At 58.8% G+C, this 23,051-nt stretch carries 17 protein-coding genes and 2 pseudogenes; 4 read left to right on the top strand and 15 right to left on the bottom strand.

Going from position 1 to position 23,051, the window contains the following annotated elements; translation table 11 throughout:
• Positions 1-447: 447 nt before the first annotated feature.
• The 12 genes and pseudogenes from IRT44_RS10700 to IRT44_RS10645 all read right to left on the bottom strand — a co-directional run bounded on the left by IRT44_RS10700 (position 448) and on the right by IRT44_RS10645 (position 13,192).
• Positions 448-618 (bottom strand): hypothetical protein, encoded by a 171-nt coding sequence (locus tag IRT44_RS10700; RefSeq protein ID WP_171566675.1) that lies wholly within the window; start codon positions 616-618, stop codon positions 448-450.
• 122 nt (positions 619-740) lie between these two features.
• Positions 741-2,009 (bottom strand): glutamate/aspartate:proton symporter GltP, encoded by a 1,269-nt coding sequence (gltP, locus tag IRT44_RS10695; RefSeq protein WP_171566676.1) that lies wholly within the window; start codon positions 2,007-2,009, stop codon positions 741-743.
• Positions 2,010-2,426: 417 nt separating this feature from the next.
• Positions 2,427-3,734, bottom strand: a complete 1,308-nt coding sequence (locus IRT44_RS10690) for a (Fe-S)-binding protein (protein WP_212132694.1) — start codon at positions 3,732-3,734, stop codon at positions 2,427-2,429.
• Positions 3,721-5,141: pseudogene (locus IRT44_RS10685) on the bottom strand (FAD-linked oxidase C-terminal domain-containing protein). Before IRT44_RS10685 ends, IRT44_RS10690 begins: the two are co-directional and overlap by 14 nt.
• A gap of 24 nt (positions 5,142-5,165) precedes the next feature.
• Entirely contained in the window at positions 5,166-5,315 is a 150-nt protein-coding gene (locus tag IRT44_RS10680) for a hypothetical protein (RefSeq protein ID WP_171566679.1), read from the bottom strand.
• Positions 5,316-5,357: 42 nt separating this feature from the next.
• On the bottom strand, positions 5,358-6,320 hold the full coding sequence (locus tag IRT44_RS10675; protein ID WP_304414543.1) for an ABC transporter ATP-binding protein: 963 nt from the start codon (positions 6,318-6,320) through the stop codon (positions 5,358-5,360).
• The gene (locus IRT44_RS10670) at positions 6,317-7,291 is read right to left on the bottom strand and encodes an ABC transporter ATP-binding protein (protein WP_171566681.1); all 975 of its coding nucleotides are present in this window, start codon (positions 7,289-7,291) and stop codon (positions 6,317-6,319) included. The genes IRT44_RS10675 and IRT44_RS10670 overlap by 4 nt, the downstream gene beginning before the upstream one ends.
• Before the next feature lie 19 nt (positions 7,292-7,310).
• Positions 7,311-8,528 (bottom strand): serine hydrolase domain-containing protein, encoded by a 1,218-nt coding sequence (locus IRT44_RS10665; protein WP_230076644.1) that lies wholly within the window; start codon positions 8,526-8,528, stop codon positions 7,311-7,313.
• A 13-nt stretch (positions 8,529-8,541) separates the two neighbouring features.
• Positions 8,542-9,375 carry an ABC transporter permease gene (locus tag IRT44_RS10660; RefSeq protein ID WP_230076643.1) on the bottom strand — a complete coding sequence of 278 codons (834 nt, stop codon included), beginning with the start codon at positions 9,373-9,375 and terminating at the stop codon, positions 8,542-8,544.
• Positions 9,376-9,391: 16 nt separating this feature from the next.
• Positions 9,392-10,333, bottom strand: a complete 942-nt coding sequence (locus IRT44_RS10655) for an ABC transporter permease (protein WP_171566684.1) — start codon at positions 10,331-10,333, stop codon at positions 9,392-9,394.
• Between the two features lie 71 nt (positions 10,334-10,404).
• Positions 10,405-11,952: an ABC transporter substrate-binding protein gene (locus IRT44_RS10650; protein WP_230076642.1), complete on the bottom strand. Its 1,548-nt coding sequence runs from the start codon at positions 11,950-11,952 to the stop codon at positions 10,405-10,407.
• 22 nt (positions 11,953-11,974) lie between these two features.
• Positions 11,975-13,192 carry an anhydro-N-acetylmuramic acid kinase gene (locus IRT44_RS10645; protein WP_256379895.1) on the bottom strand — a complete coding sequence of 406 codons (1,218 nt, stop codon included), beginning with the start codon at positions 13,190-13,192 and terminating at the stop codon, positions 11,975-11,977.
• 543 nt (positions 13,193-13,735) lie between these two features.
• Here IRT44_RS10645 and IRT44_RS10640 point away from each other — a divergent pair.
• Positions 13,736-14,092, top strand: a complete 357-nt coding sequence (locus tag IRT44_RS10640; protein ID WP_171566686.1) for a hypothetical protein — start codon at positions 13,736-13,738, stop codon at positions 14,090-14,092.
• A 552-nt stretch (positions 14,093-14,644) separates the two neighbouring features.
• Entirely contained in the window at positions 14,645-15,322 is a 678-nt protein-coding gene (gene bluB, locus IRT44_RS10635) for a 5,6-dimethylbenzimidazole synthase (protein WP_171566687.1), read from the top strand.
• Between the two features lie 114 nt (positions 15,323-15,436).
• On the opposite strand, the pseudogene hrpB reads toward bluB, so the two are convergent.
• From hrpB to IRT44_RS10620, 3 genes and pseudogenes are all read right to left on the bottom strand, one after another.
• Positions 15,437-17,948: pseudogene (gene hrpB, locus IRT44_RS10630) on the bottom strand (ATP-dependent helicase HrpB).
• A 126-nt stretch (positions 17,949-18,074) separates the two neighbouring features.
• Positions 18,075-20,426 (bottom strand): RNA polymerase recycling motor HelD, encoded by a 2,352-nt coding sequence (helD, locus tag IRT44_RS10625; protein ID WP_230076641.1) that lies wholly within the window; start codon positions 20,424-20,426, stop codon positions 18,075-18,077.
• Positions 20,427-20,795: 369 nt separating this feature from the next.
• A complete protein-coding gene (locus IRT44_RS10620) occupies positions 20,796-21,449 on the bottom strand; it encodes a glycoside hydrolase domain-containing protein (protein ID WP_171566690.1) in 654 nt (217 codons plus the stop codon).
• A 317-nt stretch (positions 21,450-21,766) separates the two neighbouring features.
• On the opposite strand from IRT44_RS10620, the gene IRT44_RS10615 reads away from it, so the two are divergent.
• Positions 21,767-22,225, top strand: coding sequence for a hypothetical protein (locus tag IRT44_RS10615; RefSeq protein WP_230076640.1), 459 nt, complete (start codon positions 21,767-21,769; stop codon positions 22,223-22,225).
• A gap of 226 nt (positions 22,226-22,451) precedes the next feature.
• Positions 22,452-23,042 (top strand): hypothetical protein, encoded by a 591-nt coding sequence (locus IRT44_RS10610; RefSeq protein ID WP_230076639.1) that lies wholly within the window; start codon positions 22,452-22,454, stop codon positions 23,040-23,042.
• The last annotated feature ends 9 nt before the right edge of the window (positions 23,043-23,051 follow it).

Raw genomic sequence — 23,051 nt, 5'->3', positions numbered from 1 at the left:
TTCACTCCTGTATAACGGTATGAAAGCGATCATGTGAGACTTCCTTTGCCGACGTGCAGGAAAAGAGCGCCGCAAAACCGGCGCTTCAGCGTGTAGACAAAGTCCGTGGCGCATGGGTGATCGGGCCCGCTCGCTCTCTTGACGACCAGCAAAGAAGTTGGCGGCCTCCGCTTCAAAACGCGACGCGGGCAGGGGGCAAACATCTGGGTATTTCAATGAAGTGAGACTTGTGCCCCCTGTATACCCCGCGTCTAGCGTTTTTCCGCTGAGCAGGTCGTCAAAGGAGCTCGCTTGGCCCATCACTCCATGCCATGTCCTTTTTCTCCACCTTCGTTGATCAATGTGCAGGCCTTTCGGCCTGGAAACGATGAAAGATCGTTTCCATGTGGACACTCGATAAACAAACAGTTTGTCTTCAGTCTGGAGGGCCGAAAAACCGGCGCTTCCTTATTTTTTCTTTGTCGGATAGTGCATGTCCTGCAATGTAACCGAAAACTTATCCCACAGCTGGTCTGTGTCATAGCTGATCGAATCGCTGCGGATAAACCAAAAGAGGAGCTCCACCACACCCCACACGATGAGCATGAAAAAGAAAAACACGTACAACGAAGCCCACACGCTACATTCCCCCTCCCATTTTGTACCACTATATGGGAGAGCGGCAGTAATGATGCCCGGCAGCGCGTGTGCACCAAAAAAGCCTCCCGCAGCATCGATTCCTGCGGGAGGCTTGTAAGGTGTTACGCCACTTTTGTCGTAGCTTCACGGATATACGCTTTTGCTTTGTTTTGGTCAAACTGCCCTTCCCAGCGAGAGATGACGACAGCCGCCAGCGAGTTGCCGATGACATTGACCACCGTGCGGGCCATGTCGAGCAGACGGTCAATACCGGCGATAAAGGCGAGCCCTTCAAGCGGGATGCCCACCGAACCGAGGGTGGCGAGCAGGACCACGAAGGAGACCCCGGGAACACCGGCAATGCCTTTGGAGGTAACCATCAAGACTAGCACCAGGGTAATCTGCGCGCTGATCGGCATGTCGATCCCGTACATCTGGGCGATGAACAGGGCCGCCAGCGCCTGGTACAGCGTGGAGCCGTCCAGGTTGAACGAGTACCCCGTCGGAATCACGAAAGAGGTGATAGCCTTCGGACAGCCGAGGCGCTCCATTTTTTCCATGATTTTCGGGAGAACCGTCTCGGAGCTGGCCGTGGAGTATGCCAGCAGCAGCTCGTCCTTCAAGATTTTGATCAGGTTGAAGATGGAGATGCCGCTCATGCGGGCGATTACGCCCAGCACCACGATCACGAAGAAGAGCATCGTGAAGTGTACGAGAATCATCAGTTTCCCCAGCGGAACAAGCGACGAGAGACCGAATTTGGAAACGGTTACGCCAATCAGGGCAAATACACCAAACGGTGCAAATTTCATAATCGCGTTAACCACCCAGAACATGGCGTCGGCCACACCCTGGAAGAAATTCAGCACCGGTTTGCCTCTCTCTCCGGCTGCCGCTACCCCGAGCCCAAACAGGACGGAGAAGAAGATAATGGCCAGCATGTCCCCTTTGACGATAGCCTCGAAGACGTTTTTCGGCACGATGTTGACAAAGGTCTCAATAAATCCGTGGCTTTGGGAGGTTTCAGCCGTTTCCACGTACTTGTTGATATCGGTCTTGGTCAATTGCGTCATGTCCACCCCGACACCGGGCTGGAACAGGTTTGCCGAGAGCAGACCGACAATAATGGCAATCGTGGTAACGATTTCAAAATACAGAATTGTTTTCCCGCCGATTTTCCCCAACTTCTTCACATCGCCCACACCGGCTACACCCACAATCAGGGTGGCAATAACAATGGGCACGACGATCATTTTGATCAGGCGGATAAACACGTCACCAATCGGCTGCAGGAAAGTCTCCACTGCAGGATTCCCGTAGAACAGAGCACCCACGAGAATACCGAGTACAAGACCAATCACAATTTGAATGGCCAGTCCAAAACGTTTCATCCTGACACCTCGCTATCCTTTCTTCATAATCTATCTGGCACAAAAATTCGACTAAATGTCGAGTTTTGCCGATTAACCATTCCTGATCGTAAGGCACATCTCGACTGCGCAGTGAAATTGGAGCGCTTCATTAAAGCGGTTACGTAGCGCAGTAAGATGTGAACCGTGGATTTTATAGTAACATGAAATTTTTTAAGTGCCCCAAATTTCTATTCTTTTTTATTTTGATACTATTTTTGATTTTGGGGATTGTGTTGAACATTGTCGAATGATCATGTGTGGACTGACCGTTAGACCCGCCTTGCCGGACATGCAAAAGCGGTCTGTTCGGCGCGTGCCGATCAGACCGCTTTGTTCTGGTTTTCTGCCGTGTCCGGCTGTCTATCATTGTAGCCTCACAGCCTCGATGGAAGGGGGCTACCCTTCCGTTTCCGCGTCACGTCGAACGCGCGACAACAAATCGACGAGATGGACTGCCTCCATCCGGTCCTCCAGTCCCGCCTGCTTGATGCCCGCTTTCATCTGCAGGAGGCAGCCGGGATTGGACGTGACCAAAATGTCGGCTCGCGTCTCAGCCACGTGGCCCATTTTTTCCTCCAGAATCCGTCCTGCCATGTCCGGCTGCACCAGGTTGTAGATGCCGGCAGATCCGCAGCAGCGATCCGCTTCAAACAGCGGAACAAACGTTGCCTCCGGTATGGATTGCAGCAGCTTCACCGGCTCTTCGGTCACCTTCATACCATTGCGCAGATGACAGGAGGACTGGTAAGTAATGCGTTTGGGCAGCGGCTGCAAAGGGAGTGTCTCCGAAAGCCCGGCCAGCACTTCGCTGATGTCCCGTACGCGCCGGACAAACCACTCCGCATCTGCCTGCCAATGGGGATCATCCTGCAGCAAATGGTGGTACTCCTGCAGCATGGCTCCGCACCCGCCCGCGTTGGAGACAATCAGCTCCACGTCTGCCTGTTTGAATGCAGCGATGTTTTGCCTGGCGAGCTGACGCGCCTGCTCCCGCTCCCCGCTGTGGGCGTGAAGGGCACCGCAGCACGCCTGGCCGGGCGGAATCACCACTTCACATCCGGCGTCCGCCAGCAGAGCGACCGTGTTCACATTGGTCTCGTGAAACAATACGTCCATGATGCAGCCGCGAAACATGCCGACCCGCAGCTTCTTCTCCCCTCTGGCGGGCACGACAGTTCCCACCGCCTCTGTCAATCCCTTTCCTGCCGCTTTGGGGAGAACTGCTTCCATTGTCCGCATCTGCTCGGGCAGGAGGCGAAGCAAGCCCAGCCTGCGAGCCAGCCGCTGCAGGCCTGAGCGCTGGTAGAAGCGGAGCAGCCTGCCGGCAAGGTAGAGGCGTTCCTGCCGCGGAAGGAGCTGGCGAAACGCCAGCCAGCGAAGCAGCCGCACCGGCCACGGATGGACGCGCTTCCGCTCGATCGCTTCCCGCGCCTGCTCGATCAGCCTCCCGTACTTCACCCCGGCCGGACAGACCGGCTCACAGGCGCGGCAGCCCAGGCAGAGACTCATCTGGTCGACGACGTCCTGATCCGGCTCCAGGATGCCGTCGGCCACCGCCTTCATCAAGGCGATCCGGCCGCGCGGCGAGGCTGCTTCGTAGCCGGTCTGCCGAAACGTGGGACAGGCCGGCTGGCAAAAGCCGCAGCGCATGCAGTTGGACAGTTCCTCGTAATCAAGTGCCGCTTTCCAGTCAGCGCTGTGCATGGTTGACCACCACTCTGTTCCGGCGCTCCCGGGCAAACATTTTGCCCGGATTCAGCAGGTTGTTCGGATCAAACGCCCGTTTGATCGCCTTCATCACCTCGACGCCCGCTTCCCCCAACTTCCATTCCAGATAAGGAGCCTTGACAATGCCTACGCCGTGCTCTCCCGTGATGGTGCCGCCCAGTTCGATGGCGACGGCGAAAATCTCTTCAAACGCCCGTTCCACCCGTTCGATCTCGTCGGGATTGCGGGCGTCCGTCATGCAGGTGGGATGCAGGTTGCCGTCCCCGGCATGGCCAAACGTGCAGATGTGTACATTGTGTGCGGCGGCAATCCGCTGAATTGCTTCCACCATCGGCGTGATTGCGGCGCGGGGGACAGTAGCGTCTTCGAGAATCGTCGTCGGCCTGAGCCGGGAGAGTGCGGCCAGCGCACTGCGCCGCGCTGTCATCACCTCGTCCGCCTCCTCGGCATTCGTCGCCACTTTTACCTGAACCGCCCCGTTTTGCCGGCAGATGGAGGCAATCCGCTCCACGTCCCGGTGCACCGTTTCCGGATCTCCGTCCTGGCCGATCAGCAGCATGGCGGCCGCGTCCGTGGGCAGGCCAATCTGCTTGAAGTCCTCCACTACCCGCAGCGTCCCCTGATCCATAAACTCCAGCGTCGCCGGAATGATCCGGCTGGCGATGATGTCGGAGACCGTTCGGGCTGCGTCCGTCAGGTTGGCAAACGTCGCCAGCATGACGCGCTGCATGGCCGGTTTGGGAATCAGCTTGAGAATGGCTTCGGTAATCACTGCCAGCGTGCCCTCGCTGCCGACCAGCAGCTTGGTCAGGTCGTATCCGGCCACGTCTTTCATCAGTTTCCCGCCGGTGCGGATCACCTCGCCGTTTGGCAGCACCGCCTCCAGGCCGAGCACGTAATCCTTGGTCGTCCCGTACTTGAGTCCCCGCAATCCTCCGGAGTTGAGCGCGATGTTCCCCCGATGGTGGAGACGACCATGCTCCCCGGGTCCGGAGGGTAAAACAGACCGCGTGCTTCCACCGCCTGATGGATGTCGGACGTGCGCACGCCCGGCTGCACGGTTATCGTCAGGTTTTGTTCGTCAATCTCCAAAATGCGGTTCATCCGGTTGAGCACCAGCACGATTCCTCCACCGACCGGAACCGTCGCCGCGCACAAATTGGAACCGGCTCCCCGCGTGACAACGGGGATGCCCGCTTCCGCCGCCAACTTGATCACCTGCTGCACTTCTGCCGTGTCTTTGGGCATCACGACCGCGTCCGGCAGTGCCTGGTGCATCGGCGTGGCGTCATAGGAATAGGCGACGAGCGCTTCCGGTCTGTCGAGGCAGTAGGCCTCCCCGACGATCGCCCGCAGCCGCTCGCGCACATGTTGAGGCAGCATGGCCATCCTCCCTCCCGCTTTTCATCATTGTGAAATCATTGTGCCAACCCGCCGGGAATGGCCCAGCCCATCCAGCACATCCCTGGGCACAATTTCCCGCACCGAGAGTCGATCCAACTGCTGCGTTTCTTCATTCGGCAATTGAGTGGTCAATCCCTCCAGTTCTTCCATCATCTTCTCTGTTCCTCATCAAACGGCTTCCTCTCCTGCTGTCATTTACCCCAGATGGCAGGCGACCAAATGCCCGGGCTCTGCTTCCTTGAGCGGCGGCACGGTCGTCCGGCACACCTCCATGCAGTGGCGGCAGCGCGGATGAAACTGGCAGCCTGCGGGAGGATTGGCCGGACTGGGCAGGTCCCCTTCCAGGAGAATCCGCTTTACCTCCCGGGTGGGATCGGGAACGGGGACGGCGGAGAGCAGCGCCTGCGTGTAGGGATGGATCGGCCGTTCGTACAGAACCGTCTTGTCCGCCACCTCCACCACTTTTCCCAGGTACATGACGGCCACCCGGTCGGAGATGTGGCGCACCACGCTCAGGTCGTGGGAGATAAACAGATAGGTCAGCTGAAACTCCCGCTGCAGGTCTTTCAGCAGATTGAGAATCTGCGCCTGGATGGAAACGTCCAGTGCGGAAACGGGCTCGTCGGCGACGACCAGCTTGGGCCGCAGAATCAGCGCCCGGGCGATGCCGATTCGCTGTCGCTGTCCGCCGGAAAACTCGTGCGGAAAGCGGTGCAGATGCTGTCTGGTCAGCCCGACAATCTCGATCATCTCCTCCACCCGCTTGCGCCGCTCGGCTGGCGTGCCGATGCCGTGAACGATCAGCGGGTCCAGCAGGATTTGGCCGACGGTCTTGCGCGGATTCAACGAGGCGAACGGGTCCTGAAAGACGAGCTGCATGTCGCGCCGGGCTGCGCGCAGCTCGGCGGCGTTCAGCGCGCGGATGTCCCGACCCTGAAACAGAATCTCCCCTTCCGTCGGTTCAATCAGCCGCAGAATGCAGCGGCCGGTCGTCGACTTGCCGCAGCCGGACTCGCCGACGATGCTGAGCGTCTCTCCCGGATAGACGGTCAGATGCACGCCGTCTACGGCACGCACGACCTTTTCCTTGCCCCAGAAACCTGATTTTACCGAAAAATACTTTTTCAGCCCCTTCACTTCCAGCAGCGGCTGACTCACGCTTCTCCCCCCTCCCGGTACAGCCAGCAGCGGCATTTCTGCGTCGCGGAGACGGGGAACAGCTCCGGCACCTGCTCACGGCAGATCGCCATCGCCTTGGGACAGCGCGGCGCAAACCGACAGCCGGCGGGCATTTCGTGCAACTGCGGCACTGCTCCCGGTATCGCCTGCAGACGTTCCTGTCCGCCGCTGATGCTCGGCATGGAGGCCAACAGGCCAATCGTGTAAGGGTGCCGGGGGTCGGCAAACAGCCGCCGTACGTCCGCTTCCTCCACGATCTGACCGGCGTACATGACGACGACGCGGTGGCACATCTCGGCGACCACCCCCAGGTCGTGGGTAATCAGCAGGATGGCGGTGCCGTGCTCGCGGCGCAGCTTTTTCATCAGCTCCAAAATCTGCGCCTGAATCGTCACGTCCAGCGCCGTGGTCGGCTCGTCGGCGATCAGCAGTTGAGGCTGACAGGCCATCGCCATCGCGATCATCACCCGCTGCCGCATGCCGCCCGAGAGCTGGTGCGGATACTCTGCGGCGATCTCCTCCGCCCGCGGGATGCCCACTTCCTTTAACAGATGGACGGCCCGCATTGCCCCCTCCCGCCGCGACAATCCGAGGTGGCGGCGCAGCGGCTCGGCGATTTGTCTGCCGATCGGATGCAGCGGATTAAGCGCGGTCATCGGCTCCTGAAAAATCATCGCAATCCGGTTGCCGCGGATCGACTGCATCTCCTTTTCCGACAGCCGCAGCACGTCCGTTCCGGCAAACCGGACGCTGCCGTCCAGCTTGGCGTTTTTGCCCAACAGGCGCATGATGGACAGGCTGGTGACGCTTTTGCCGCAGCCGGATTCGCCGACGATGCCCAGCGTCTCCCCTGCTTCGACGGAAAAGCTGACATCCTCGACAACCGTCAGCGTGCGGCCGGATTGGGCAAACGTGGTGCGCAGGTGTTCCACTTCCAATATAGGTGGCATGGCGTCTCCCCCTTTCTCCTCAGGATGTTCGGGCCGGTCCGCTGACGAGCGACATGACCCGGTTGTGAAACGCTTTTCGCCAGCGCGGCATCAGCGGACTGACTGCGGGATGAACGCGGTTGGTGAGCACGATCAGCGTGGCTCCCCGGATTGGATCACACCAGATCGACGTGCCGGTAAACCCGGTGTGACCAAAGGCGTCGGGAGACAGCAGATCCCCTCCCGTGCAGCCGGCGGACGCCGCCTCCAAGGGCCCCGCCGCGGCGGACGCCTCCCAGCCCAGTGCGCGCGCCGGAGCCAGCCGGCCGGTCCGGCAGCCAGCCGCAAACGTGCGCAATACCGGGTCCAGGCGCACTGGGGCGTCAGCAGACGTCCACATCCGCATGTAGCGCTCTACGTCGCGGGCGGTGGAAAAGAGGCCGGCGTGGCCGCTCACGCCGTCCAGGCCGTAGTGGCAGTTGCCGTCATGGACCGTTCCGCGGATCATCCCCTCCCGCCAGGCGAAAGAGTCCAGACGCTCCTGCAGCTGCCCGGCGTGCGGATGGCCGGCCGCCATCATCTGCTCCGCCTGCTGGCGGGACTGTTCCCGCTCGTACGCGTTGCCATTCTCTGTCGGGGCGATCTTCCGGATGTCGACCCCGCGCGCCAGCGGACGGTACCCTGTCGCCGTCATGCCCATCGGCTGAAAGATCAGCCGCTCGGCCAACAATTCCAGCGGTTCGTCCCAGACGCGCTCCAGGAGAAAGCCCAGCAGCATGAAGCCCAGATCGCTGTAGATCACCTGTTTACCCGGCTCGCCGATCAGCGGTTCGGCGGCGATCAGGGAGAGGTAGTCATCCCTCCCGTGCCCCAACAGATAGTACGGACGCCATGCCGGCAGGCCGGAGGTGTGGGTCAGCAGGTGCAGGAGGGTGATCCGCCGTTTGCGGGCGTCTGCTGTCCGCTCCCACTCCGGCAGGTGAATCTCCAGCGGATCGCTGAGCGACAGCTTCCCCGTCTGCATGCTCAACAGCACGAGCGGCAGAGTGACGATCACCTTGGTCAGCGAAGCCAGATCGTAGATGGTATCCGCTGACGGGAGCGACGTATGTTCTCCTCTCCCGATACTTCCGCGCGCGACCACCACCGGCGGCTCGCCTCCGATCGTCAAGCTGGCGACGCCTCCGGGGAAAATCCCCCGGTCAATGCCTTCGTCCAAACTTTCCGTCAACTCACACCGGATGCGTTCCGCGTCCATCCGCGCTCCCTCCTTATCTGTTGCGATGCTTCGGATCGAGTATGTCGCGCACCGCGTCGCCAAACATGTTGAAGGCGAGAATCGTAACCGTCATGGTGACGCACGGCCAGACGATCATTCCTGGCGCCAGCTCCATGTAGCGGCGCGCTTCGGAAATCATCCCGCCCCATGACGGGTCGGGCGGCTGAATGCCCAATCCGAGAAAGCTGAGAGCCGATTCCGTCAGGATGGCGCCGGAGATGGCCAAGGTCGCCTGCACCAACAGCGGCGCTGTGACGTTCGGAAAAATCTCCAGAAACAGGATGCGCGGCGTTCCTGCCCCGATCGCCCGGGCGCTTTCCACAAACTCCAGGTTTTTCACGGACAGGACGGCGCTGCGCACCGTCCGGGTAAACACCGGAATGTTGACGATTCCGATCGCCAAAATCGTATTGCTCGTGCCCGGTCCCAGCGCCGCCACGATCGCCAGCGCCAGCAGGATTTCCGGAAAAGCGAACAACACATCCATCACCCGCATGATCAGTCCGTCCATCCAGCGGCCAAAATACCCCGCGATCAGCCCGAACAAGGTGCCAAACCCGGCGCTGAGCAGCACGGACAGCAAGCCCACCGTCAGCGATACCCGCGCGCCGTAAATAATCCGGCTGACCAGGTCGCGGCCAAACTGATCCGTCCCCAGCCAGAACTGCCCGGAGCTGCCCTCCATGCGGTGGTCCGGAAACATCTGCGTCGGATCGTGTGGGGCGATGACCGGCGCCAGCACTGCCGCGGCAGTCAACACGGCAAGAACGGCGAGACAGACGACAGCCGTTTTGTTTTCCCAAAAGCGTCGGCGGTATGTGCTCATGAACGATTTCTCCTCGCTAGTACTTGATGCGCGGGTCAATCCAGGTGTAGATGATGTCGATCAGCAGGTTGACCAGGACAAACACCAGCGCCACAAACAGCACGCCTCCCTGCACCACCGGATAGTCGCGCTGATAAATGCCCTCCAGCACGTACTGCCCCAGGCCGGGTATGGAAAACAACTGCTCCACGATCACGGAACCGCCGAGCAGGTAGCCGATCTGCATGCCGGCGATCGTCACGATCGGAATGGACGAGTTGCGCAAGGCGTGGCCGAAGACGACCGTCCAGATGCTGTTTCCCTTGGCCCACGCGGTGCGAATGAAATCCTTTTCCATCGTCTCCAGAAAGGCAGAGCGCGTCATCCTGAGCACTCCGGCGGCAATGACGATGCCCATTGTGATCGCCGGCAGCAAAAACACCTGCAGCGCCTCCCCCGGGTCTTCCCAAAAGCTGACGACGTCAATCGGCGGAAACCAGCCGAAATACAGCGACAGCACGAGCAGCAACAGCGTCCCGACAGCGAAGTTGGGAACAGAGATGCCAAGCAGGGCGGCGATGCGCACGACGATGTCCGTTTTCGAGTGGACGCGGATCGCTGACAGAATGCCCAGCGGGATCGCGATCGACCAGCCGATCAGCACGGCGAACAGCGTGAGCTGCAACGTGATCGAAAAACGCTTCAAGATCTGCGGCAGAATCGCCTCGCCGGTGTGGACGGAAACGCCAAAATCCCCTTTTACCAGGCCGCCCAGCCAGGACAGGTACTGGGTGATCAGCGGCTGATCCAGCCCCATGCTTGCGCGCAGGGCGGCAATCGCTTCCGGCGTGGCATTGGTCCCCAGCATGATGGAAGCAGGGTCGCCCGGCACGAGATGCAAAATGGTAAAGACGAGCACGGAGATGCCGAACAGGATGGGAACAAGGCCGACGAGGCGTTTGATGACATAGCTTCCCACGTATTACTCCTCCTTAAGAGACGAAGAAGCGGGGAGACGGCTGCTCCCCGGCTTCCCAGGCGTTTCCTGTGCTATTGGACGGTCGCTTGCAGCAGCGCGATGGATTCGCCCGCCGCCGTCGGCTGGAACGACACGTTGTCGCGGACCGCGTAAAAGTTTTTCGGGGAAGCGAGGAACAGATTGGGCGCGTCCTCCACCAGCAGCTTCTGCGCCTCGTCGTACAGCTTTTTCCGCTCGGTCTGGTCGACGGTCTGCAGCGCTGTGACGACCAGCTCATCAAACCGCGGATTGGAGTAGTTCCAGACGTTGGCGGAGCCCTCCGTATGGAAAAAGAAGCGCAGGGAGCGGTCGGAATCTGTCCCGGACGTGTTGCGGCCGACCAGAAGCGACATCTCCTTGGACTTCCAGGTCTCGATGTAGTTGCCCCACTCCAGTTGGTTGATCCGCGCATTGATGCCGATGGCCTTTAACTGCTGCTGCAGCACCTGCGCCGTCTCCACCATGTCCGGATAAGTGGAAGCCGTCTCGATCACAGTGTCAAAACCGTTGGGGTAGCCGGCTTCCGCCAGAAGCTGCTTTGCTTTGTCCAGGTTTTGCTTGTAGCTGTCGTAGGCGGCAGGATCAAGCGCCCAGTTTGCTGCGGCCGGCGAGATGGGACCGGTCAGCGACGCCTGTCCCTTCCACACCGTCTGCACGATCTGGTTGCGGTCCACCGCATAGCTGATCGCCTGACGCACGCGTGGGTCGTCAAACGGCTTTTTCTTTACGTTGATGCCGAGGTAGCTGTACTCCAGCGACTGGTAGCTTTTCACCTGCACGCCCGGCTTGCCTTCCAACAGCGTGGCCGAGTCGGCGGAGATGCTCGCGATGTCCACCTTGCCGGAGCGGATCGCGGCCAGCCGCTCCGCTTCGTCCTTCATGATCTGGAACTTGATCGCGTCCACTTTCGGCAGCCCGGTTTTGAAATAGTCGGGATTTTTCTTCAACAGCACGTACTGCCCCGGTTCGTTTTTCTCCAGGATGAACGGTCCTGTCCCCACCGCTTCCTTGTTGAGGTCGGCCACTTCCTTCGGCACGATCGCGGCAAACGAGCTGGCCATGTTCGTCAGCAAAGCGGCGTCCGGGTGTTTTAGCTTGAACACGACCGTGTGCGGATCTTTCGCTTCGATCACGTCCACGCTGGCGAAGTACGACTTGGCGATGGAACCCGTCTCGGGATTGAGAATCCGCTCAAAGCTGTACTTGACATCGTCCGCCGTCATCTCCCGCCCGTTGTGAAACGTCACGCCCTTGTGCAGCGTGAAGGTAACCGTCTTGCCGTCCGGGGAAATCTCCCACTTCTCAGCCAGGCTGGGGGTGACGTTCAGGTTCTCGTCCAGCCGGGTCAAGCCGTCATACACCAGTGCGTAGATGCGGGCGCTGGACGCCGCCGGCACCTTGTGCGGATCCAAGCCGACAGGGTCCTGATCCGCCGCGACGACCAGTTCGGTCTTGCCGCTTCCGCCCTGCTGCCCCGGTTGTGGATTCACCGTATCGCTTGCAGAACCACCTCCGCCGCTGCAGGCGGAAAGCAGCAAGGAAAATGACAGGAAAATCGCTGCCCATGCCCGTTTTTTCACATTGATTCCCCCCTGTATTTGTTTAATAACAAATGGTCCCCAAGACGACCGCCCGTTTGGCCCCGGTGACAGACGGCACGTTGCTCGGCCGTCCCATCAGTGTTTCGTGGCCCAGAATGGCAAAGGCGATCGCCTCCTTGGCTTCGTCCGGGATGCCGTACGCGTCCGTCGTCATCAGCTGGATGCCTGCCGGCAGACGGTCCCGGAGCATCTGTAGCAGCGTCTTGTTGCGGGCGCCGCCGCCGGAGACGATCACTTCATGCACCGGCGTGGACGGCAGCACAAACGATTCGTACGCTTCCACAATCGTGGCCGCCGTCAGCGCCGTCGCCGTCGCCACCAGGTCGGCAGCGGAGAGGCCGCGCACATCCTTTTCTGCCCACAGCTTCTCGGCAAACGCCCGGCCGAACATCTCCCGCCCCGTGCTTTTCGGCGGCACCAGCCGGTAGTACGGATCAGCCAGCAGCTCCTGCAGCAGTTCGGCGCAGACCGTCCCTTCGGCTGCCATCCGGCCGCCCTCGTCAAAGCGTTGCCGGCCGTTCGTCGCCATCTGCACGATCTGGTCGATCACCATGTTGCCCGGACCCGTGTCAAAGGCAACCAGATCGTCGATGGAGGCGCCCGGCGGCAGTACCGTCACATTGGCAATCCCGCCGATGTTTTGCAGCAGCCGCCCTTTTTCGCCGTGCCGAAACAGGACGTAATCGGCGTACGGAACGAGCGGCGCCCCTTCGCCGTCCGCCGCCAGGTCGCGCGAGCGGAAATTGCCGACGACGGGAATCCCGGTCCGCTCCGCCAGCGTCGACAGCTCGCCGATCTGCAGGGAAGCCCGGATATTTGCCGTGCCCGCCGGACAGGGAAACGGCGCCCGGCCGGCGACATGCCAGACAGTCTGCCCATGCGTGCAGATCGCATCTACTTCGCCGGGAGCGACAGCGGCCGCTTCCAGCAGTTCGCCGACCGCGTGGGCGTACCATTCCGCCAGTCCAAAATGGGCCAGGGTCAGCCGGTCAATTCGGGCCGTTTGCGGACTGCACAGCTCGGCCAACCACTCCCGCAACTCATCCGAGTACGGCAGATAGTAAAAATGTTGGAGACGGACGGCGGCAATGTCGCCCGCCTGGTCCGTTTCAATCGCCACCAGTGCGGCATCCACTCCGTCGAGCGACGTCCCCGACATCAACCCGATGACCAAATGTTCCCGTTTCTCCCGGTAGCGCCGCTGTACCTGAACGTTCAAGGGGCCACCTCCTTGCAAGCATTCTTCAATCAGAATGTTGAAAAGATACTGACGATAATCGTTACCACCATTATATGTAACAAAATTTCTTGGGTCAATTAATGATTACTAAATTTTATTACTACAATGTAAACAAAAAAGGGCGGCCAGTCAGGCATGTCCGCCGCCGGCCTTGGGCATCACAGGACACGTGTATGAAATGAGCTCCGACAGCAGTTGGGTGTACAGCGGATTGCTCGCAGGCCGACAGGTGATGGAAGACGTGTCGAACGTTCTCGTGAAATAAACGCGCAAAAAAAGCCGGACACCCACCATAAGGTATCCGGCTTTTTTCGTTGGGCACACTGCAGCTTGGACGACCTTTGGAACAGCCGTGAACGCCCGCAGAGCTGAGGATGCGCCTTTTTTGTACACGCTTGCGTCCCTGTCAATCGTGACTTACACTGATGCGTAGAAGTGATTGGCCGGCAATGCCGACAGCAGGACATTGCCCGCCGGGGACGCCTGTCCCCAAGCGCACCGACAAAGGAGTGGCAGCCCTTTATGCTAATCGTGGAAGACCAAAACCGGGAGCTGCTGGACAGCCTGCGTGTCCATCTCGTAGATGCGCTTAGGCGGCACAAGCGCAAACCGTATCTGCCCGTCTGGGGTGAACTGTTTTGGGCGTTGCGGGAGATTGCCAAAACCGGACAACGGCTTGGCCAAGACATCCTCATCTACCCGATCCAGCCGATCGGAACCCTTCTGTACCGCTATCAATCCGACAAGTTCCAGGTCGACATCCCCGATCCCGGCATCACGATTTCGCTGACCGCCGAGCAGTTGATTGACGCACTGATCAACGGCAGCTTTGCGCCGATCGAATCCTTTCCCGTTCACAAACCGCCCTCCCTCGGCTAGACACCTGTCTGCCAGCTTTTGGAGGGGTTTTGACAACGAAACATAAAAAAGAGGCGGTCCCTCCTGCACAGTTTTGGACCGCCGTCACGAACTCCCCAAGTTCGTACATACTAGGAATTGTACTATGCTTTTCGCTTATCGAAAAGTGTCGTCTTTTGTTTTCTTCGTAATTTGTAAAAAACTGCACCATGGCGGGACGCGATTTTCAGGCGCGTGCTAACGTTTATCTTGCTTCTGCTCTGCTCCCGGCAGGATGTACAGGGTTTGATTTCCATTTATTTACTTTTTCTGCATACTATTTTTTCCTATCTGTCCGCACACCGCGGATGGGAAGACTGCCCTCTCCGCCAGCATGAAGATAAAAAAAAAGCTGCCTGTATGGTACAGGCAGTCCCTAGAAAGGGAGGGGTAATACGTGATGAATCAACTTTACAGACGGCAATACGGTCAAAAGGTTGCTGGAACTGGCTTTTTTACGAGCCTGGACCTATGCAAATGGTACAATCATCACAGCACAGTTTGTCCACAATATCAACAAGGGGGAAGTCATTCGTGAATCGTTTGTCGGAGGAAGAAAAACGGGGCGTGTACAAGGCCATCGTAAATCGCAGGGACATCCGTACATTTCTGGACAAACCGGTTCCAGACGAAAAGCTGTTTGCCATCCTGCAGGCCGGCCACCACGCTCCGTCTGTCGGCTTCATGCAGCCGTGGAATTTTGTCATCATCCGCGACGCGGCGACGAAACAGCAGCTGGCAGAGATCGTGCAAAAAGAGCGGCGGGCGCTGGCCATCCACTACGAGGGGACGGACAGGGAACTCGCCTTTTTGGACTTAAAAATCGAAGGGATCAAGGAAGCGCCGATTACTCTCTGCGTCACCTGCGATCCCACCCGAGGCGGGGACCACGTGCTGGGGCGCAACTCCATACCGGAAACGGACATCATGTCCGTAAGCTGCGCCATCCAAAACATGTGGCTGGCCGCTTATGCGGAAGGCCTGGCCATGGGCTGGGTCAGTTTCTACAAAAAGCCGGATGTGCGCCGCATCCTCGGCATCCCGCCGCATGTGGAACCAGTTGCCCTGCTGTCCATCGGCTACACCGACCACTATCCGGAACGGCCGCTGCTGGAAATCTTCCAATGGGAGCGCAGGCTTGACCTGGAGAAGCTCATTTTCGAGGAAAAATGGGGTCAGGTGCCGGACAGCGTGAAGATTGGTCAGAAGTAAGCACCGCACAAACACACAAAAAAGACAGGGCTGTCCCGTCCAGCAGCATCTGCCACCGACGGGTACAACCCTGTTTTTCGTAGATACACATTTGTCATACGCGATGCTTTGGCTTCACGAACGAGGCCGTGTCCGGTTCGTCGGGAGCGCCTCCAGCGGATTGTCAGGCCAGTAGTGTTTGGGGTAACGCCCTTTCAGATCCTTCTTCACGTCAAAATAGGCGCTGCGCCAAAAGCTGGCCAGATCGCGCGTCACCTGCACGGGGCGATGTGCCGGCGACAGCAGGTGGAGCGTCAGCGGCACCCTCCCCGGGCAATCCGGGGGTTTCCTTCAACCCGAACAGCTCCTGCAGCCGCACAGCCAGCACCGGAGCCTCGGGATCGCTGTAGTCGACGGGGATGCGCGATCCGCTGGGCACGACGATATGCGTCGGGGCGTATTCATCCAGTTCGCGCCGCTGCTCCCAGGAGAGCATCCCGGCGAAGATGTCGGTCAAGGAGAGGCGCTGCAAATCGTCGCGGCTTTTCAAACCGTACAGGTGCGGCCCGAGCCAGTCAGGCAGCGAAGCCGACAGCGCCTCCTCCGACACGTCCGGCCAGCCCTCCTCGTGCCGGCTCATGAACAACAGCCGCTGCCAAAACTGGCGGGCCTGCTTGGTCCACGGCAGGATGTTCAGCCCTTCTTCGGCGATCCCGCGAAGCAGCGCAGCCGCGGTCGCTTCCGGATCGGGGTCGGCCAGCGGTACGTCTTTCAGCACCAGGGCCCCCAGCCGTTTCCGTTGTCTCGCCCGCACGGCCTGCGCCTCGCGATCCCAGTATACGGCCGTCTCCGCCTCGATCTGGTCGGCGAAGTGCCGCTCCAGATCGGATATGTCGACCGGAGCAGCAAGATGCACACGTCCTTCCGTTCCCAGATCGTCCAGTTCGGCTGCCACCAGCCAGGGAGCCTGGGCCAACGGCTGCTGCCCGGCCAGTGCTGCCCCGCGGCCGTTGCGCAACAGAAACCGCCCGCTGTCGCGCCTCCGCGCGATTCGATCGGGGTAGGCGAAAGCGAGCAAAAGTCCGCACGCGTCTACGTCGTCGCCGCTGTTTTCAGCAATTCCCGCCTCACGCTTCCAGTGGTTCGCCTCAGCGAGAATCCGTCGGATGGCAGCCGCATCCACCGTGTACCCAGGCGGTGCGGCATCCCCGGGCCGCCCTCCCGCCGCTGCCTGTCGCAGCGTCTCCACCCGCAGGCGCAGATCGGCGTCGGCCGGATGATGACCGCTGCGCAAAATATCCCGTTCGCTCAGAAGTGCCGCCAGTTCGCAGGCCAATCCGCCCAGACCGAGGGGAATGGCCTTTAGGATCATGTGCGCAAGACGGGGATGCAGACCAAGCTCTGCCATCCGCCGTCCGTGCGGGGTAATCGCCCCGCTTTTCTCCAGCGCGCCGAGCTGCACGAGCAGGTCACGCGCCTGCGCAAGGGCGGCAGCCGGAGGCGAGTCGAGCCAGCGCAGCTCAGCCGGGTCCGCGACGCCCCAGGCAGCCAGTTCGAGCGCCAGCGGAGCCAGATCCGATTCCAGAATCTCGGGCGTGTTTCGCAATGCCAGGTGCCGGTGCTCCTGCTCTGTCCACAGCCGGTAGCATACGCCGGGGCCGAGACGGCCTGCCCGGCCCCGCCGCTGCTCGGCCGACGCCTGCGACACCCGGATCGTTTCCAGCCGGGCCATGCCTGTGCGCGGCGAAAAGCGCGGCACCCGCGCCAGGCCGCTGTCAATCACCACCCGGACCCCTTCCACCGTCAGGCTGGTCTCGGCGATGGAAGTGGCGAGGACAATTTTGCGCTCACCCGGCCGCCCCGGAGCAATCGCCCGGTCCTGTACCTCCTGCGGCAGATTTCCGTAGAGGGGGGCCACCCGGACGGAGGCGCCCAACTCCAGCTCGGCGAGCCTTTCTTCCACCCTGCGAATCTCTCCCGCTCCCGGCAAAAAGACCAGGATATCTCCCGGTTCCGACGCGAGCGCTTCCTGAATCCGGCGGACGACGACCGGCTTGATCGCCCCCTCCACCCGGCGATCCAGATAGCGCGTCTCCACCGGATAGGCTCGTCCTTCGCTCGTCAGCACCGGCGCATCGCCCAACAGCGCAGCCACCGGCTCGGCATCCAACGTGGCCGACATGACCAGGATGCGCAGATCGTCGCGCAGTACGGACTGAGCCTCCAGGCACAGGGCCAATCCCAGGTCGGCATGAAGGCTGCGCTCGTGAAATTCGTCAAAAATGACCAATCCCGTGTCCTCAAGTGCCGGGTCGGCCTGCAGCATCCGCGTCAGCACGCCCTCGGTAACCACTTCGATGCGCGTGGCAGGCCCGACCCGGGTATCCAGGCGCACCCGGTATCCCACGGTGTCACCCACCTGTTCCCCCAGCGAGGCGGCCATGTAGCGCGCCGCCGCTCGCGCAGCCAGACGGCGCGGTTCCAACATCAGAATGCGTCGTCCGGCCAGCCACGGCTCGTCGAGCAGGGCAAGCGGCACCCGGGTCGTTTTCCCCGCCCCGGGCGCAGCCACCAGCACCGCGCTGCTGCGGGTGCGAAGCGCCTCTTTCAACGCCGGGATGATCGAATCGACGGGCAATGTATTCATGCGATCACCTCATGTTTGTTTCAGCCGCGAACATCCTGTTCCACCTCTGCTATTATAGCCGCTTCGCCGGCGGTCGGCACGCGCTTTGACTCATGATGGGAGTGCGGGCCCGGCGGCCTTATGCTGTCAGCGCTCCGTAACGTAAGTATCGGGAGACAGCGCGGTCACAAACGGGCTCACCTCGCCGACAGCATACAGGTGCAGTTCATGCATCGCCCGCGTACAGGCAGTGTAAAACAGCCTGCGTTCCGCCTCCCGCCCGTACGTCACCCGAGACGCATCGTAGATGATGACCGCGTCGAATTCGACGCCTTTGGCCAGATAGGACGGGATGACGAGCACGCCCGGCTCAAAGGAGACCGTCTCCTTGCTGATCAGGCGCACCGGCAGCCGGCTGCTGAGTGCTGCGTACGCGTCCCGACTTTCCCGGGCGGTTTTGCAGATGACCGCAATCGTCCGGTGTCCCGCGTCTTGAAGCGCGCGGATGCGGGCGACAATCTTTTCCGCCAGATCGCTCGGATCGGCAGCTTGTGTCAAGGTTGGCTTTACGCCGTCCCGGTTAAACGGCTGAATCACTTCGCCCCCGGCGATCAGCCCGCGGGTAAACTCGACGATCTGCAGCGTGGACCGGTAGCTCCGCGTCAGCACGATCATCTCGGTCTGTCCGTCTTCGTACAGCGATGCGAGCGGGGAAAAGTCGGTTTGCGCATCGACGTGGGCGTAAATCGCCTGGTTCAGGTCGCCGAGCACGGTCATGCTGCTGTGCGGAAACAGCCGCCGGAGAAAAGCAAACTGAAACGGGGAGTAGTCCTGTGCCTCATCGATGAACACGTGCCGGACCGACGTGTTGGTGTGAAAGCCTTCGATCAACTCTTTTGCATACAAATACGGCGTGGCGTCCTCCCAGAACAGCTCGGACCGATCCAGCATCTCCACGGTCCTGGCGCATATCTCCGCCCACTGCTGCGGCCAGGGGAGATCGTTTGCTAAACGCATCGCGTACTGCGGATCGGCAAACAACTGCCGGTACACGGCCTTCATGTTGACAAAACCAAACTGCTTCACCCACCGGCGCAGCGGCTCGAAGTGCTCGTTGACGACCGTGGCGGCAAGCAATTCCCGTTCGCGCTCAAAGTCGTCAAACGACTCGGCGGTAAAGCGCTTTTCCCGCCGAAGCTGTTGATAGGCGCGGTAATACGCCTCCCGATCAAGCAGGTCGATCTCGTCTTCCACCCACGGCTGTGTCCGCTCCTGGCGCTCCTGCTTTCGCAATTCTTCCAGCAGCCACTCTGCCGTCAGCCTCAAGCGGTTGGGGAGGCGCAGCGAGGGATCGAGCGAGTAAAAATGCTCCCGGATTTGCTCGGCGACAATCAGGGTCCTGCCGCGGAAGGTCACATCCGCAAAGAGCAACCCCGCTTGCCGGAGCGATTCCACGTAGCGCTCGATCACCTGCTTGAAGGCGGCAGACGCCTTGAAGCGAATGCCTTCCATGCGGGCGTCATACCCCGGCTCGTCCATGGCGGTGTAGGCGTATTCCATCTGCGCAAACGGATCTTCGATGCGAAACGTCTCCCCCAGCCTGTGCTCCACGTACTCCTGAAACGTCGTCTGCTGCATGTTTTCCTCACCCAATTCGGGCAGGACGGTGGACACGTAGCTGTTAAACAGCGGATTGGGGGAAAACAGCACGATCTGCTCCGCCCGCAGCGTGTTCCGGTACCGGTAGAGAAGATAGGCCACCCGCTGCAGAGCGGCAGACGTCTTGCCGCTTCCCGCTGCTCCCTGTACGACGAGCAGCCGGCTTCGCTCGTTGCGGATAATGCGGTTTTGTTCTTTTTGAATCGTGGCCACGATGCTTTTCATCTGCCCGTCCGCCTGTCTGCCGAGCACTTCCTGCAGCAGTTCGTCGCCGATGGTGACCCCCGTGTCAAACATGCTCTGAATCCGGCCGTCACGGATGATGTACTGCCGCTTCAACTCCATCGTGCCGGTAATCGTACCGCCAGGAGTCTCGTACTGCGCTGGTCCGGGCGGGTAGTCGTAATACAGGCTGGACACCGGCGCGCGCCAATCGTAGATCAGAAACTGTTCGTCCTGTTCGTCGAGCAGGGAGGCGATTCCCAGGTAGATGCGCTCCGGAGTTTGCTCCCCGTCTTCGACAAAGTCGATTCGCCCGAAATACGGCGACTGTTTCAGTTTCTTCAGCGTGGCAAGCTGCCTGCTCGCATGGCGGTGGCTGCGTTCCCGCTCCGACAATACCTCAGCCTGCTGCTTGATGCTCGCGTACGTCTCTATCGCTTCCATCATATCGTCAACGTTGACCGTCACATCGTCCCAAAAGTTTTTACGGATCTCCACGATGTCCGCCCGCACGTTGCTGACATGCTCCTCAAGACTGTTGATTTTCCGGTCAATCACGCCGATGACACGTTCAACACGTTCTTTTTCTTCCCGCCACTCTCTCTCCGTCACGCTCATCGTATCGCTCCTCTTCAGCAAAATTTTGGACCACAGTGTTTGACAATCCACATCATTTGTGATAAGATTATATTGGGATATATTATTCAGTTTTTGTTGGTGGGTAGTGGCCACTCCTCATTCTAACACAGACGGATGCAAAACACAATGCGGGCGGCGCCAGAAGAACTTGTCCCATTCCCACGGCGATGAAATGAACGAAATATCAGCTAGAAAGCGATAGAGCAAACGGAGACGCGTGAATCGTCTCCGTTTTTCATAGATGCTGCCAATACTAATACCATAAATTTCCATGATAGAGCAAGCAACTTTCTCGTGAACTTTTGGAGGATGGACGAGGATCATACAAAATCGGTGAACGCATCCAATTTACCAGAGCAATTGAAACAGCCGGCGGTCCATGAGATTGGTGTCGATCGGACATTCCCTCGCGTTTTCGCCGTACTGCCATGCCCACACCTGTGCCGGGCAGGGGGGACGGACGGGTGCATACGCCGGTGCTTGACGCGAAGATGACGGGCCCGGCGTAGGCTCCTGGCTCCACAGTACGGTTCGCGTTCGCACCCTTTCGCTCCTTTCCTGCGCGAGACAATACGCTCGGGAAAAGGCGGGTTGACTCGGATCACAGTAAATCCCCGGACGATATCCTCCCTGATCGATTGCATCCACCCACCCGCGAATCCACGCTTCATCGACCTGAAACCGTTTCTCGATGTTGGCAAACAGGATGGTTCCCTTGGGAATCCCGAGCAGTTGAGCGTAGTACATGCTGTTTCTCGCAATGATTCGCCCCTGGTCATAGCCGACCGCTCGGGTGAATTTACTGTAAATCGGCAGGATTTTCACGCCGTTGCGATGCAGAAAAGACGCTTCCGCCTTCGTCAGTCCGTCGGCTGCATTGGGGACAGTTGCCAAATACCTTCCCCAGTAGGCAGGTTTGCCGAAGTTGCGCACTACACATTGATACAACTCATTTCCCACTCGGGAAGCTGAATCTACTCCCCACAGCATTGGTTCCGGCATGTGCGCTGTCCTCCCTCACACGTTGTTACCTCCATGTATATGGAGACAGCAGGAGAAACGCCAGCCCTGCAATCATTGCAAGCCCCTGCCCGCATCCCGTTTTGGCGCGGATGCGATCCGCTGCTTTGCCGGTCGTCAAAAGAGCGAGCGGGAACCAACACCCATTCCACCACGGACTTTGTCTGCATACTGAAAAATAACACTGACTTTCCCCTCGAGCAGTTTACAATATATGTTACAGGCTGCCTGGTTTTCCTGTTCGTTTTATAGGAGTGCGCTCCCTACATAAACAACATCATGCAAGGGGGAGAGAAATCTTGCGAAAACCGATCCTTCTAACCTTTCTGTTCATTTTGGTTGTATGCGGCGTTTATTTGATCGTGGACAGAATGACATACACGTCGTTTGCAGACATCGTAGAGGATCAAATACAACCAAATGACGAGGTTACAATCAGAATGGAGAGATATTCGGACGACGCAACCACAAAGATCGTTGATCAGGACAAGGTCAAAAACATACTTACAGATTTCTCAACCATGAGGTTGCAAAAGGTTAACGACTTCACGTCTCGTGGGGCTTATGCCATAAGGTTATATGTGAACGGTTCATATCGGTTTGGCATGGAACTTCTTGAAGATCACAACTACATACGGATCAGTCATGACAAGCGTGTAAATGTTTATAAAATCGTCAACGATGTCGATCCATTTACCGTACTTAAAATGCATCAGCTTGAGTTTCATACACTCGATCAAAAAACAAGTCAGCCATAAGCACGTGCGCCTGTCAGAAGCGTACTTTTGGCTGACTCCATATGTCGTGGGCACAGCCCGTAAAAGAGTTGTGCTTGTTTATTGGCCCAAAAAAGTTATCTAACGGCGTAATGACCTACACCTGACATAATGATTTTCCCCGAAGCCATTTAAAATTTTTTGAAACAAAACGTGTTTTCTGCCGTCTCCTATATGTGAGCAGCGAATCGTATTGGCGGTGAATTGGGTGTTTAATAAAATCGCAGTTGTGTCTTGTGCAGCAGTCAGTCTTGTAATCGGCATTTCCGTTTTCACATCTCAAACATTGTTTTCGTCAGATGTGGCACATAGTCAAAGTAATTCTTCAATTGGAAAAGACCAGATAAAGCAATGGATACAAGCGCAAAGCAAAGAGAAGAATCACTACTTTGAGCATCTTGCTTTCCAAGAAGTGAACATCGACCATGACGTTGATGTGGAAATTGCAGCAACCTTGACTGGCGGCACCAACATTGGCTCGTTTTTCATTTTTGACAAACAGAAAAATGAGGAATACAAACTGATTGCCGAACGGAAATGGAAAATTGATAATCTTACGGTACAGGAGCCAGCTACGGTGATACAAGATAAGAAGTTATACCAGATTGTTTATCATTCTGGCGGGACAGGTGCCCATACCGAAACCGTTGTGCTCTGGTATTTGGATGATAACGGGAATTTTGTTGAAGCTTGGGAACATCCGATAAAAGAAATTTCTACTTTTCAAGATGAATATTACGCCAAAATAAGCACCTTTCACATCGATGGCGATTATCTGTCACCGCCGGGATATAATTGACCCAGGTTC

Source organism: Brevibacillus sedimenti (assembly GCF_020923495.1).
GTDB lineage: Bacteria > Bacillota > Bacilli > Brevibacillales > Brevibacillaceae > Brevibacillus > Brevibacillus aydinogluensis.
This window is presented reverse-complemented; position numbering and strand designations above follow the sequence as displayed.